Here is a 13,322-nt window from a genome sequence, read left to right as displayed (position 1 = left end):
ACGCAATTTAACCGTACGTCAAGTGCGCGTTATTCCGCACCAGCCGCTTGATTTTCAGCCGCTTCGTAAATTAGCAAAGGTTCTGATTCACCTTTGATAACCGACTCGTCGATAACCACTTTGGATACATCTTTGCTCGATGGCAAATCGTACATAGTGTCTAGCAATACCGCTTCAACGATTGAACGCAAGCCACGAGCACCTGTTTTACGATCCATTGCCTTTTGAGCAATCGCCGTTAACGCGTCATCGCGGAATTCAAGTTCAACGCCGTCAAGCTCCAGTAACGCAGCATACTGTTTCGTCAGTGCGTTCTTCGGCTCGCGCAGAATTTGTACCAGCGCATCTTGATCCAGTTCAGTCAGCGTTGCCGTCACAGGCAAACGACCAATGAACTCAGGGATCAGACCATATTTCACCAGATCTTCTGGTTCAACTTTGCTGAACAAATCGCTAAGTGTCGCTTTTTGGTCTTTAGAACGGACTTCCGCACCAAAACCAATGCCGCTGCCTTTTGCTACACGTTGATCGACCACTTTGTCGAGACCAGCAAACGCACCGCCACAGATAAACAGAATCTTAGAGGTATCAACCTGCAGGAATTCTTGTTGTGGGTGCTTGCGGCCACCTTGTGGTGGAACAGAAGCAATAGTGCCTTCAACCAATTTCAACAGCGCCTGCTGAACACCTTCGCCTGACACATCACGTGTAATTGAAGGGTTATCAGACTTGCGAGAGATCTTATCGATTTCATCGATATAAACGATTCCGCGCTCTGCTTTGGCGACGTCATAATCACATTTCTGAAGCAGTTTCTGGATAATGTTCTCAACATCTTCACCCACATAACCGGCTTCGGTTAACGTGGTTGCATCTGCCATTGTGAACGGTACATCTAGAAAACGCGCCAGCGTTTCTGCAAGCAAGGTCTTACCGCTACCCGTTGGACCGATCAACAAGATGTTACTCTTGCCAAGCTCAACGCCTTCTGCAGTCGTATCACCGTTTCTCAGACGCTTGTAGTGGTTATATACCGCCACAGAGAGCACTTTCTTCGCTCTGTCTTGACCGATGACGTAATCATCAAGGTGAGATCGGATTTCCTGTGGTGTCGGAAGCTCGTTGCTGTCGCGCTTCGGCATGACCTCTTTTATTTCTTCACGAATGATGTCGTTACATAGGTCAACACACTCATCGCAGATATAAACAGAAGGTCCAGCAATTAACTTGCGCACTTCATGCTGGCTTTTGCCGCAGAAAGAGCAGTACAGCAGTTTGCCGCTGCCACCGTCTTTTCGCTTGTCTGTCATTCGCTAACCTCTTTAGGCTTTCGCCCATGTTTGCCATGATCTGAGTCTATAACAACTCGGAGGAAATTTCCGACAGCCGCAAGACTCAATTCCAAAATAGTAAGGGGAAAATCCCCTAACTATCTCAGAACTAAAAAATTAATCGCGCTTATTTAATATCGCATCAACCAAGCCATAGTCTTTCGCATCTTGCGCGGCCATGAAGTTGTCACGATCGGTATCACGTTCAATCACTTCCAGCGGCTGACCAGTATGCTCTGCAAGCAAGGTGTTTAGCTTGTTCTTGATGGTCAAAATTTCTTGCGCATGGATTTGAATATCCGACGCTTGGCCTTGGAAGCCGCCTAGCGGTTGGTGGATCATCACACGTGAGTTCGGAAGACAGAAACGCTTGTCTTTCGCGCCACCAGCAAGCAAAAACGCGCCCATTGAACAGGCTTGACCCATACATACTGTGCTCACGTCAGGTTTAATGTACTGCATCGTGTCATAAATAGACATACCTGCAGTGACAGAGCCACCTGGAGAGTTAATGTATAGAAAGATATCTTTTTCTGGGTTTTCTGACTCGAGAAACAGCAACTGCGCAACAACCAGATTCGCCATGTGATCTTCAACCTGACCGGTCAAAAAGATCACTCGCTCTTTCAGCAAGCGGGAATAGATGTCGTAAGAACGTTCACCGCGGGAGGTTTGTTCCACCACCATTGGCACTAACGCATCCATGATAGAAGGCATTCCGTTTTTTTCTTGAAAGCTCATAGTGTTATTTCCCTAAAATAAATGGCCCGGATGAATATACTTCATTCGGACCATTGTTATCAGAAGAGTGAATTCTAAGTCAAATGTCCACTCAACAATTCTAGCACTTATGCTTGAACTGGGTTCATTAGCTCAGAGAAGCTTTGTGCTTTTTCAGAAACTTGTGCTTTAGCTAGCAATGCGTCGATAGCTTGTTCTTCAAGAGCAACATTACGCATGTTCTCCATTAGACGCTGATCTTTCGCGTAGTAAGAAACCACTTCTGATGGGTCTTCGTAAGCTGAAGCCATTTCTTCGATCATTGCTTTCACACGATCTTCGTCTGCTTTCAGCTCTTCTGCTTTGATTACTTCACCAAGAAGTAGACCAACAACAACGCGACGCTTAGCTTGTTCTTCGAACAGCTCACGTGGTAGTTCTGGTGCGTTTTCAGCGTTGCCACCGAAACGTTGAACTGCTTGTTGACGCAGTACGTTGATTTCTTGATCGATCAGCGAAGCTGGAACGTCGATGTCGTTGTTTTCAACAAGACCGTCGATCACTTGCTCTTTGATGCGGTTTTTAACAGCTTGCTTCAGTTCGCGTTCCATGTTTTTACGAACTTCTGCTTTCAGGCCGTCAACGCTACCGTCTTCAACGCCGAAACGTGCAACGAACTCTTCCGTCAGTTCTGGCAGCTCTTGCGCTTCAACTTTGTGTAGTTTGATTTCAAACTTCGCTGCTTTACCTTTCAGGTTTTCAGCGTGGTAGTCTTCTGGGAAGCTCACTTCGATAGTGAATTCTTCGCCAGCGTTCTTACCAACGATGCCGTCTTCAAAACCTGGGATCATACGGTTTTGACCCATAACTAGCGCAAAGCCTTCTGCTTTACCGCCTTCGAACTCTTCACCGTCGATAGAACCGATGAAGTCGATAGTTACGCGGCTGTCAGCTTGTGCAGCTGCTTCAACGTCTGCCCAAGAAGCTTGTTGCTTACGTAGGGTCTCGATCATTTCAGCAACGTCATCTTCGTTAACGTCAGTTTGTGGCTTAACCACTTCAACTTTGTCCAGATCTTTCAGCGCGATTTCTGGGTAAACTTCGAAAGAAGCTTTAAATACCAAATCTTTGCCTTCTTCAGTATCTACTGGAGTGAAAGTTGGTGCGCCCGCTGGGTTGATTTTTTCTTTGATAATAGCTTCGATGAAATGACGCTGCATCACTTCACCCATCACGTCGTTACGTACTGCTGAGCCGTACATACGAGAAACCATTTTCAAAGGCACTTTACCTTTGCGGAAACCATCGAAACGACGATTTTTAGCAATGTTGCGTAGTTCAGCAGTCACTGCATCTTCGATGTTTGCTGCTGGAACAGTGATAGTCAGGTGGCGCTGCAGGCCTTCTGTGGTTTCAACGGTAACTTGCATTGTATATTTAACCTCAAAACTTACTCAGGTTTGCTGAGTGATGTTGCCCGGCTTCTGCCGGTAGCATCCTTTCGTGCTACAGCGATTCATTCGCCATAGCGCCTGTGAATCTGGATACAAAGCGATAAAACGCCCGTATCAAATAACCCCAAAATATGAGGCGTGATTTTTAAGACGCGCCATTATAGCCGCACCGCCCTGTCGAGTCGAGACAGGCTAGGTCCATCGTCGTGTTTCTGTGAGATTGGGGCGAGAAAATGGATTTCAAGGGGTAAATCAAAGAAGATTCACGCTGAGTGCATTTAATACCCGTAACACGTGCGATGAAAAACTAAAATTGGAGGTTTTATCGACGAATGTAAACTCGCGCGATGAACACTAGAAGATAAGTAAAACGAAATACTGATAACTGATAACTGAGTAGAGCAGAAAAAAGCAAAGCAGGAAGAGAATGGCGCGCCCTACAGGATTCGAACCTGTGACCCACGACTTAGAAGGTCGTTGCTCTATCCAGCTGAGCTAAGGGCGCACACGATCCACACGAGAGTGTGAATGCAAGGCCGGATTATAAGGGTCATAGTCACTGCGTCAACGCTTTTCCTCACGCTTTGGTGTCAAATGCCTAAGAAACAAGCATAGTTATCATCATTTGCTCTCTAGCAACGTTAGCTATTGATCAATACAGACATCAATATAGACATCAATATAGACATCAAGCAAACATCAAAAACTGGCCTTTGATCTCGATAAAACTTTCCCCCTTTACGATGAAATCATTTCATTATCGACTCACTTGGGTTTTGGTCGTCTTTCTTGGTGCTGGCGTCATGATGGCGCGAGACGGTCAAGTGCAAGGTGTAACCTCTGCTGCCGTCGTTTGGCTCATGGCTGGTTTAGGCATGATCATCGCATTTGATTATGGCCGACAAGCCCTTTTACTGTGCGGATTTGTCCTCTTTATTTTGGTTGGTTTAGATAAAGTGGAATCCACTTTTTCAGCGTTACGACGTGGCGTGCATAAAAAGTGGGAAAGCACACGTAGAAAACCCCAAAAATCGCCCTCTCAAGGCGAATAAAATGCAGGATTTTGCATAAACACCTCAATAAGAAAATTTGCTCGTCACTAGCAATTTATCTCACTTTACGTTTATCGCTGGCGAAATAATAATCACGACGAAATCCATACAAACCTGCTCATTCTGAGCAGGTTTTTTTACTTTCTGTCATTACGTTAGAGAAAAAAGCATTGCAACAGACCCTAGACATTCGGACTGATGGCAACAGCCCACTCGTGCCTGTTATTAGCCTAAGCCTATTTGCCGTTGCATCAGGATTCCTGATGAGCCTTATTCCACTTGCGTTGGAAGCACGAGGCATGTCGGTCAGTCTTGCCTCATGGCTTGCAAGCGTGTTTTACGCAGGTCTATTGGGCGGTGCGTTGATCAGTGCGCGTATTGTAGGAAAGATTGGCCACCGCACCGCGTTGGTTGGCTTTTTGATCGCGATCGTGTTGACCGTTGCGACCATGGCTCTAGTTGCTTCACCAAGCATGTGGCTGGCGTCGCGTTTCGTTGCGGGTGTTGCCGTTGCGGGTGTGTTCGTGGTGATCGAATCATGGCTACTGATGGCAGACACAGAAAAAGCACGAGCAAAACGTCTTGGCTTATACATGGCGTCGCTTTACGGTGGCTCTGCACTTGGACAGCTTGGCATTGGATTTTTTGGTACTGAAGGCGCGATGCCCCTAATCGTGGTTGCGGGTCTGTTTTCTGCCGCGATGCTGCCGCCGCTGGTGTACAAAAAAGGCCAGCCGCGTGTTACCGAGCATTCAAGCATCAACTTCAGAGAGATGCGCAACCTGCCGTCTGCTGCTTACATCGGTTGTATCGTGTCAGGTTTGATCTTGGGCTCTATTTACGGTTTGTTGCCATTGGATCTTGAGCGTCAATACAGCCACAACCAAGTCGGCATGCTAATGGCGGTTGTTATCCTAGGTGGTATGGCTGTGCAGCCTTTGGTGAGCTGGTTAAACTCACGCGTCGAAAAAGCACTGCTTATGGCCATGTTCTGCTTCGTCGGTTTGCTATCTATCGCAATGATTGAAATTGCGACGGTTGATGCGGGGTTAATGGCAGGCCTGTTCCTACTTGGCGCTGCGGCGTTCGCACTCTACCCAGTTGCGATTACGTTGGCATGTCGCAAAGTTTGTGAATCAAAAATTGTGGCTGCGGCTGAATTAATGCTGCTGAGCTACAGCGTAGGTTCCGTCATTGGCCCAGTGATTGCTGGCAAAGCCATGAGCGCGAATCATGGCTTGATGTTCTACTTTGTTATCTGTTTCGCTGCGACACTGATTTACATGCTTGTTTCCACCAAACGCAACCGCACTCGTGGTGCAAACGGTGTCGACGACGCTGTTTCTGTCGATATCTAAATTCCTCGAGTACCCGTTAAATAACAACACGGGTACTAGCTGAAAGTTACCAATGTGGTTTGCCAGTTAAACGCTGGCAAACTTATCGCTTTACCTCTCCCCCAATTCCACACCGCTCTATATTACTGCCGTTGTTTCGAACAAATTCTATGCGCTAACAAAAGCGGACCACACTCTTTTTCATTTCAATATAGTCATTTTTGACTCGCATTTTTAGCGCATGACAGGCGTTGAAATCACCATTCCCGTAAACGTAAACAAATTATAAAACATCAAACAACAACACACTATGTATCGTGATCGAGTGACACTCGTTAAAGTTTTGTTGCCGCCGCGTTAACTTTCCACACCTGAAGTGATAGTCTCATAAATAAGATGATTACTATCAAAGCAGGAAGGTTCGAATGTTTAACAGATTACTCACTGTTTTCATGTCATTGTGTTCATTGTCACTGCTACAGGGGTGTTTTTTGATAAATGGCCCTCTCGAGTATGCAGAAGATACTTATCACGACGAAACTAATGCACCTGCCGTAAACTATCTACCTATAGGTATTCCCTTTGTATTGGGTGGCCACGGTTCCAGTGTTCCCATAACCCCTGAACTCAGCCTCACCGCCAAACATGTTGCTAAACTGGACTACAGTTCTGTTGTCGCCTACCACCCTGACTGCGACGTCGCCATCATCAAAGAAAATAACGATGGAAAAAACCTCTCCTCACTTGGCACGATAGGTACCGACGAAGCCACAACCACTATCGGAATGGGACTTACCGGCAAAGTGCTTATTGGTCAGGGCAAGTACTATATAGATGTGAACTTCGTCGACAGTGCTTTGTTTGCTAAGTGCCCCGCCAGTATTACCGACGCGCCCGTGCAATCGGGAATGAGTGGTGGTGGCGTATTCAACGATAAAGGCGAACTCGTAGGGATTATCTCGGGTATTTCAGGACCGGGATTTAAGCTACTTGACGGCACCAAACTAGGCAACGAAAGGACGTCCGTGTTTGTTTCCACGCTGCATGTAAAACCTTGGATAGAGAAAGCCGTTGAGTCTTACTATGGTGAATCGAGCGGTGTACTGACCGCAAACCTAAAAGACCCTTCAGAGAGTGAAAATGCGTCTTTTTAGCCAACTCAGAAAGCTTCTGGTACGGGACAAACAAAGCAATCATCGCGCAAACGTTTGCGCTATAGCCATTACGCCGTTTTTTTGTCAAAATACCCACTCTTTTTTGCAGACCGTATCTTTGCCAAAGGAAAATCATGGCCGCCCAAATTATTGATGGAAAAATCATCTCTCAAACCGTTCGACAAGAAGTTGCAGCACGCGTTGAAGCGCGGAAAGCTGCTGGCCTAAGAGCGCCAGGTTTAGCGGTTGTCCTTGTGGGCGATGATGCCGCCTCGCAAGTTTATGTCGGAAGCAAGCGTCGTGTTTGTGAAGAAGTGGGGTTTGTTTCGAAATCCTACGATCTGCCTTCAACCACCAGCGAAGCTGATTTATTGGCCTTGATTGATACGCTGAATGCCGACTCGGAAATCGACGGCATATTGGTTCAACTACCACTTCCAGCGCAAATGGACGCAACCAACGTTCTAGAACGTATTCACCCAGAAAAAGACGTTGATGGATTCCACCCTTACAACGTCGGTCGTTTGTGCCAGCGCATGCCAAAACTTCGCTCATGCACGCCGAAAGGCATTATTACACTGCTTGATCGCTACAACATTCCGCTTCGCGGCATGCACGCCGTCGTGGTTGGCGCGTCAAATATTGTCGGCCGCCCAATGACCATGGAACTCCTACTAGCAGGATGCACCACGACCACTTGCCATCGCTTCACCAAAGATCTTGAAGGCCACATTCGCCAAGCCGACCTAGTTGTTGTTGCTGTCGGTAAGCCTAACTTCATTCCTGGAGATTGGATCAAACCCGGTGCTGTGGTGATCGATGTCGGTATCAACCGTTTAGAAAATGGCAAACTGGTCGGTGACGTGGAATATGACGTTGCAAGAGAACATGCCAGCCACATTACCCCTGTGCCAGGTGGTGTAGGACCAATGACTGTGGCGACACTGATTGAAAACACGCTACTTGCCTGCGAGCAGTTTCATTCGTAAGCGCTGATAGATAACCATAGAAATGATGAAGAAGTGAGGAGAAAGCCTCGCTTCTTTTATTCTCTCTCGGATATTCTCTCTCGGATTGCTTCTACTGTATTGTTTCAGCCCTCCTCATAAAGCAGCAAAATAACGCAGCTAAAATCACGTCTGCTGAGTCAATCAGCCCTAAACAAATCCCTCGTATACACTTTGTCTTCGACATCCAGCAAGGTGTCATCCATACGGTTTGATACAATGACATCAGCGCATTGCTTAAACAAATCGAGGTCAGTCATCACTTCCGAGTTGAACAGGGTTTTCCCCTCATATACTGGCTCATAAATCACGACCTCAATCCCCTTCGCTTTAATACGCTTCATCACACCCAAAATAGACGATGCACGAAAGTTATCAGAGCCCGATTTCATGATGAGTCGAAAAATGCCAACGACACGAGGTTTTTTGTCCAATATCGCATTGGCGATGAAATCTTTTCGAGTCCGATTTGCATCCACAATGGCACCAATAATGTTATTGGGAACGGCTTGATAGTTCGCAAGCAATTGCTTGGTATCTTTCGGGAGGCAATATCCACCATAACCAAACGAAGGGTTATTGTAATGGTGACCAATTCTTGGGTCCAAACACACCCCTTCTATGATTTCACGGGACTCCAAACCAAGCGCCTCGGCATAAGAATCCAACTCATTAAAGTACGCGACCCTCATAGCAAGATACGTATTTGAAAACAGCTTCACCGCCTCGGCTTCTGTGGAATGAATGAAGAGCACGGGTACTTCTTTTTTCTCCGCGCCCTCTAAAAGCAGGTCAGCAATCATTTTGGCGTTATCGTCCTGAGCACCGACAATAATACGAGATGGGTTGAGGTTGTCCTGAAGTGCTTTACCTTCGCGCAAAAACTCAGGCGAAAATATCAATTTATCTGTTTGATAGGTCAGCCTTGCCGATTCAGTAAAACCAACAGGAACGGTAGATTTGATCACAATAATCGCGTCTTGGTTGAGGCGTATGACATTCGCAATCACCGCCTCTACCGAGGACGTATCAAAGAAATCAGTGTGGGGGTCATAATCTGTCGGCGTCGCGATAAACACCACATCAGCCCACGCATAGGCTTCGTCACCGTCTAACGTGGCATAGAACTTCAGCTCTTTGTGCGCAAGAAAGTGCTCAATATCTTTGTCTGTGATAGTTGAGATACCGTTGTTAAGCATCTCAACCTTTTCGGGCAAGATATCAACCGCAACCACCTGATTATTCTGCGCAAGCAGCATGGCATTAGATAATCCGACGTAGCCTGTTCCTGCTACCGCTATCTTCATTCATTCACCCCACAAAAAGATAAATAACTGCTTTTCGTTCTGCCTCTCGCGTTAATCAACAAGAGCAAAATCTTTATTTATCTTAAATATAGAACATGAAGATTTTCTGACGTTTATTTTGAGGTTTGATGATGTTGACGTAGAGAGGAAAGAAGAAGAGAAAGTGGATAAACAGAAAGCACTGCGAGAACATTCACGACCGCATCACTGATGCTACCTTCGCGCCCTTGAACCCAGAAGGTTTGAGCTAGTTCAGAAGCAATACCAAGGACAAGGAGCACACACCATGCAAAACGTCGCTTTCCTGAATCAAGAGTAAAAACAAGCCAGCCACTTAGATGGAAAAGCGCGAAATGAAATAACCAATCTCCATGACCGAAGAAAAAGTGACGACTTTCGATATTGATGGCTGAGAGACCAATCCCTGTAAATAATGAACTCAACCCAATCAATACGATACACAGTGCTGAGACATAGAGGGCGAAAAGTAACGGTGATTGTTTCAACGAATAGAAATCCTAGTAAAAAATGCAGAAAAAAGAAGGAAGAATAGGTCCTAGGATCTTCTTTTCCTAGGACCTATTTATTTAATTCCCTTGGACCTTTGTCTTAATTGTCTGGATAGCCATTTGGATTGTTGGACTGCCAACGCCAAGTATCAGCAACCATGTCATCTAAAGAGTGCGTTGCTTCCCAGCCAAGTTCCGTTCGCGCTTTAGCAGGATCAGCCCAACACTCGGCAATGTCACCAGCGCGACGAGGAGCAACTTGATACGCAATCTCTTTACCGCTGGCTTGGCTAAAGGCCGCAACCATTTCAAGCACACTCTTACCGTCACCCGTGCCCAAGTTATAAATATGAAGGCCGTTTTTCTTGCCCACTTTATCTAGCGCAGCCAAGTGACCATTCGCCAAGTCAACAACATGAATATAGTCACGCACACCGCTCCCATCTGGGGTTGGGTAATCGTCACCAAACACAGACAAATACTCTCGACGACCAACAGCAACCTGAGAAATAAACGGCATTAGGTTATTTGGAATGCCTTGCGGGTCTTCACCCATCTCGCCAGATTTGTGTGAACCTACAGGGTTGAAATAACGAAGCAGCGTGATGCTCCAATCAGGGTTTGCCTTGTGAAAATCAGTCAAACACTCTTCGACCATCAACTTACTTCGGCCATATGGATTAGTCGCTGACGTTGGGAAATCTTCACGGATTGGCACCGACGCAGGGTCGCCATAAACGGTTGCAGATGAACTAAAGATAATCGATTTAACGCCAGCATCGCGCATCGCATCAACCAAAACCAGCGTGCCGTTTACGTTGTTGTCGTAGTATTCCAGAGGCTTTTCCACTGACTCACCCACGGCTTTTAAGCCCGCGAAATGAATAACCGCGTCAACGCTTTCTTTTTCAAACACAGACGCTAAGAATGCTTTGTCGCGAATGTCGCCTTGATAGAAAACTGGTCTTTTTCCTGTCAGCTTCTCGATACGATCTAGCACTGCGAGTTTGCTGTTATGGAGGTTATCTATAAGAATGGGGTTCAAACCTGCTTCAATCATTTGAACACAGGTGTGACTGCCGATGTAGCCAACGCCACCAGTGACTAAAACGTCCATTGTGAAATCCTTAACTAAACTGAGTTTGCCCCAAACGTGTCTGTATCAAGGTAGCCCAAATTCAACAGCGCTACTTAAGCATGCAGGGACATGTCTAAAAATGTTGTCTTTATTATATAGATAAAATACGAATTATCCGATGCCTGACAATGCACTGATCGTCTGAAAGCTAATGTACAGGCGTAAGAAAACTTCGAATTAGGTAATATCTAAGAAGTGAAATTTAGCAATACGTAAGCGACCAACCACGAAATTAGAAGTAAAAACGTTACAAATATACAACCTCTCCCATCGAGCAACTTAACGATTCTTCAGCTACACCATTGAATAATCTCGCAAATTAACCGATTTCGATTCATCTCCTATTCAAAACCATTTCGCTTGTGGTCAAAATACCACCTCCATCAACATGGAGTACTAATCAATGAAAAAAACCACCCTCTGTTTAGCGTTATTGCTTGCAGGCTGTGGCGGAAGTGATGGCGGCTCCGCCGATACCAATACTGGTGGCGGCGACAGCTCATCCAACACCGTGTCAGCCGATAGCGTTTTCGAACAAGCAACGCTTGTAACAGATGCAACCACTGGTGTGACCTACCAAGAAGTGACCGTTAAAACTGGCGATTCACTCACAGTAAAGACCACACCAGACATGCCATTTACCATTGCGAAGGGCAAAGACGCACCTCAGCGCATGGTTGTACAAGGCAATCTAACGATTTCAGCACAATAAGGATGTAATGATGAAAAAATTCATGATGACAGCGCTAGCACTAATGGTTTCATCGACGGCGATGGCAGCCAATGACCACGCTGTTTTGAATGTAGAGGGTGAGATTCAAATCAATGGTAAAACCGTTATTGATCAAGACGGCAACTGGGCGGGCAACAACTCATCTTCCGCCACTATTAATGTTGGTGAATACGCGACACCCAAAGTAACCCAAATTCAGCTAGTTGATGCAACCGACCCAGAAAATGTCAAAGACTATCATTTAACCTATGTTCCGACGTCTGGCATGATGGTTAAAGAAGAAGAGTTTATCAATGGTGAGTCAGTTTGGAGTATGGAGTGGTTAGAGAGAACAAATACGTCAAACAAAATCAAAATCACAAACTCATATGACTCTCAGAACGTATGTATAAGAGAAGTGCTAAATACATATCAAGTGAGTAATGGTTACCCGTCAGTCCCGCTGGGCACTCTCGCGGCACGCGCTGATGTTGGCACACAAGAAACCATTCTGGATAATTGTTTCCCTGAAAATGTAGGGCAAAAAATAGACTTCAAAGACACTATGTCAATGATTGTTGCCGCAGAGATCACTTATCCATTTGGCGACCAAACGCTTGAGTGCATATATGCAAGCCAATTTCTTAATTGGGTAGGCGAATATCAAAACCGTGTTTACTGTAAAGGTGTTGGCTTGGTTGAAATGGGTAATTACAAGCTAAAAGACATCATTCAGTAAGTTATACCCTCACGGGCTGCATTACCCATATGCCTAGAAACATAAAAGCGATGGTTTCCCATCGCTTTTAAGGCCGCTATGTCTTTGCTAAACGCTTATTGGATTAACCGTATCTTCCATTAACGGTACTTTGCCGAGCAACTGACTAACCTTCGCGATAATGCGGAAAATAGTAGCAAAGTAAACCGCAAACAACGCAATGAAACCCACATACATGACCGTTTCATTCATTTGATACAACTCACCACGAATACCGATACCGGCGAACGACGCCGCGCAATAATGGTCACAACTTAGCCAGCCCAACCGGGGGCGTATGCTTCTACAAACTGCAGGTACCTGACAAAGCGCTTTCACACGATTCATTGGTCGAGCAATTGTCTCGATTAGCTGTGCTACCCCAGCCGGACAATCGCAGTGAGTGGCAAATATCTCTTCAATCCGCATGCCTACCTCGCTGACACGGAGAAATTTCATTCGGCCCAACCGTGCGTTGCCCTATATACCTTGGTGCAATGTAATTTATCGAGATGATCCTCTTGGTGCTCCGATGGACAAACAATTAAAACACTGGTTAACAGCCTCTCATTCTGTCAAACAATTAATCGCCCTTCACTTAACGGCACGCGAAAAAAACTGATTAAAGCATTACAAGCCTACAGAACATTTGGCGCTCTAAAACCAGAGTTCGTCATACAACTCCCAATATACCCAAGCAACCTGAAGATGCAGGATTCAGGTTGTTTGGGTATACATGCACTGAACAAGCAAAAAGGAAACCGGTTTTTCCCTACGTTGTTAAAAGTAAAGAAGAACGATCCGGGATGCTATTTACGCTTTGAGCTCCATCCAAAACGCTTTG

At 45.9% G+C, this 13,322-nt stretch carries 13 protein-coding genes and 1 tRNA gene; 6 read left to right on the top strand and 8 right to left on the bottom strand.

Translation table 11 applies throughout. The annotated features are described in order from the left end of the window. Window positions 1-29: 29 nt before the first annotated feature. The 4 genes from clpX to Q365_RS0119395 all read right to left on the bottom strand — a co-directional run bounded on the left by clpX (window position 30) and on the right by Q365_RS0119395 (window position 4,010). On the bottom strand, window positions 30-1,310 hold the full coding sequence (gene clpX, locus Q365_RS0119410; RefSeq protein ID WP_028024904.1) for an ATP-dependent protease ATP-binding subunit ClpX: 1,281 nt from the start codon (window positions 1,308-1,310) through the stop codon (window positions 30-32). Window positions 1,311-1,448: 138 nt separating this feature from the next. Then, entirely contained in the window at window positions 1,449-2,072 is a 624-nt protein-coding gene (clpP, locus tag Q365_RS0119405; protein ID WP_028024903.1) for an ATP-dependent Clp endopeptidase proteolytic subunit ClpP, read from the bottom strand. A 107-nt stretch (window positions 2,073-2,179) separates the two neighbouring features. After that, window positions 2,180-3,481, bottom strand: a complete 1,302-nt coding sequence (tig, locus tag Q365_RS0119400) for a trigger factor (protein WP_028024902.1) — start codon at window positions 3,479-3,481, stop codon at window positions 2,180-2,182. A 452-nt stretch (window positions 3,482-3,933) separates the two neighbouring features. Beyond that, a tRNA-Arg gene (locus tag Q365_RS0119395) sits at window positions 3,934-4,010 on the bottom strand. 106 nt (window positions 4,011-4,116) lie between these two features. Between Q365_RS0119395 and Q365_RS25900 the strand changes: the two genes are divergently transcribed. The 4 genes from Q365_RS25900 (at window position 4,117) to folD (ending at window position 8,037) form a co-directional block, all read left to right on the top strand. Continuing rightward, on the top strand, window positions 4,117-4,557 hold the full coding sequence (locus tag Q365_RS25900; protein ID WP_322786740.1) for an MgtC/SapB family protein: 441 nt from the start codon (window positions 4,117-4,119) through the stop codon (window positions 4,555-4,557). 170 nt (window positions 4,558-4,727) lie between these two features. Beyond that, window positions 4,728-5,915, top strand: a complete 1,188-nt coding sequence (locus tag Q365_RS0119385; RefSeq protein WP_028024901.1) for an MFS transporter — start codon at window positions 4,728-4,730, stop codon at window positions 5,913-5,915. A gap of 404 nt (window positions 5,916-6,319) precedes the next feature. Then, window positions 6,320-7,048 (top strand): serine protease family protein, encoded by a 729-nt coding sequence (locus Q365_RS0119380; RefSeq protein WP_028024900.1) that lies wholly within the window; start codon window positions 6,320-6,322, stop codon window positions 7,046-7,048. 134 nt (window positions 7,049-7,182) lie between these two features. Continuing rightward, window positions 7,183-8,037, top strand: coding sequence for a bifunctional methylenetetrahydrofolate dehydrogenase/methenyltetrahydrofolate cyclohydrolase FolD (folD, locus tag Q365_RS0119375; RefSeq protein WP_028024899.1), 855 nt, complete (start codon window positions 7,183-7,185; stop codon window positions 8,035-8,037). 158 nt (window positions 8,038-8,195) lie between these two features. On the opposite strand, the gene Q365_RS0119370 is transcribed toward folD, so the two are convergent. The 3 genes from Q365_RS0119370 to galE all read right to left on the bottom strand — a co-directional run bounded on the left by Q365_RS0119370 (window position 8,196) and on the right by galE (window position 10,988). Further along, window positions 8,196-9,362: a nucleotide sugar dehydrogenase gene (locus Q365_RS0119370; RefSeq protein ID WP_028024898.1), complete on the bottom strand. Its 1,167-nt coding sequence runs from the start codon at window positions 9,360-9,362 to the stop codon at window positions 8,196-8,198. A 113-nt stretch (window positions 9,363-9,475) separates the two neighbouring features. Next, a complete protein-coding gene (locus Q365_RS0119365) occupies window positions 9,476-9,868 on the bottom strand; it encodes a VanZ family protein (RefSeq protein ID WP_028024897.1) in 393 nt (130 codons plus the stop codon). A 103-nt stretch (window positions 9,869-9,971) separates the two neighbouring features. Continuing rightward, window positions 9,972-10,988 carry a UDP-glucose 4-epimerase GalE gene (gene galE / locus Q365_RS0119360; RefSeq protein WP_028024896.1) on the bottom strand — a complete coding sequence of 339 codons (1,017 nt, stop codon included), beginning with the start codon at window positions 10,986-10,988 and terminating at the stop codon, window positions 9,972-9,974. A 424-nt stretch (window positions 10,989-11,412) separates the two neighbouring features. Between galE and Q365_RS0119355 the strand changes: the two genes are divergently transcribed. Together Q365_RS0119355 and Q365_RS0119350 are read left to right on the top strand one after the other, a co-directional pair. Next, entirely contained in the window at window positions 11,413-11,721 is a 309-nt protein-coding gene (locus tag Q365_RS0119355) for a hypothetical protein (RefSeq protein ID WP_028024895.1), read from the top strand. Window positions 11,722-11,731: 10 nt separating this feature from the next. Continuing rightward, window positions 11,732-12,460, top strand: coding sequence for a hypothetical protein (locus Q365_RS0119350; RefSeq protein ID WP_028024894.1), 729 nt, complete (start codon window positions 11,732-11,734; stop codon window positions 12,458-12,460). Window positions 12,461-12,547: 87 nt separating this feature from the next. Here the strand turns inward: Q365_RS0119350 and Q365_RS27245 are convergent, their stop codons facing one another. Next, complete coding sequence (locus Q365_RS27245) at window positions 12,548-12,937, bottom strand: hypothetical protein (RefSeq protein ID WP_028024893.1); 390 nt, start codon at window positions 12,935-12,937, stop codon at window positions 12,548-12,550. Window positions 12,938-13,322: the final 385 nt, after the last annotated feature.

The organism is Enterovibrio calviensis DSM 14347 (genome assembly GCF_000621165.1).
Classification (GTDB): domain Bacteria; phylum Pseudomonadota; class Gammaproteobacteria; order Enterobacterales; family Vibrionaceae; genus Enterovibrio; species Enterovibrio calviensis.
The sequence above is the reverse complement of the archived record's forward strand: the minus strand, read 5'-3'. Positions and strand labels throughout refer to the sequence as shown.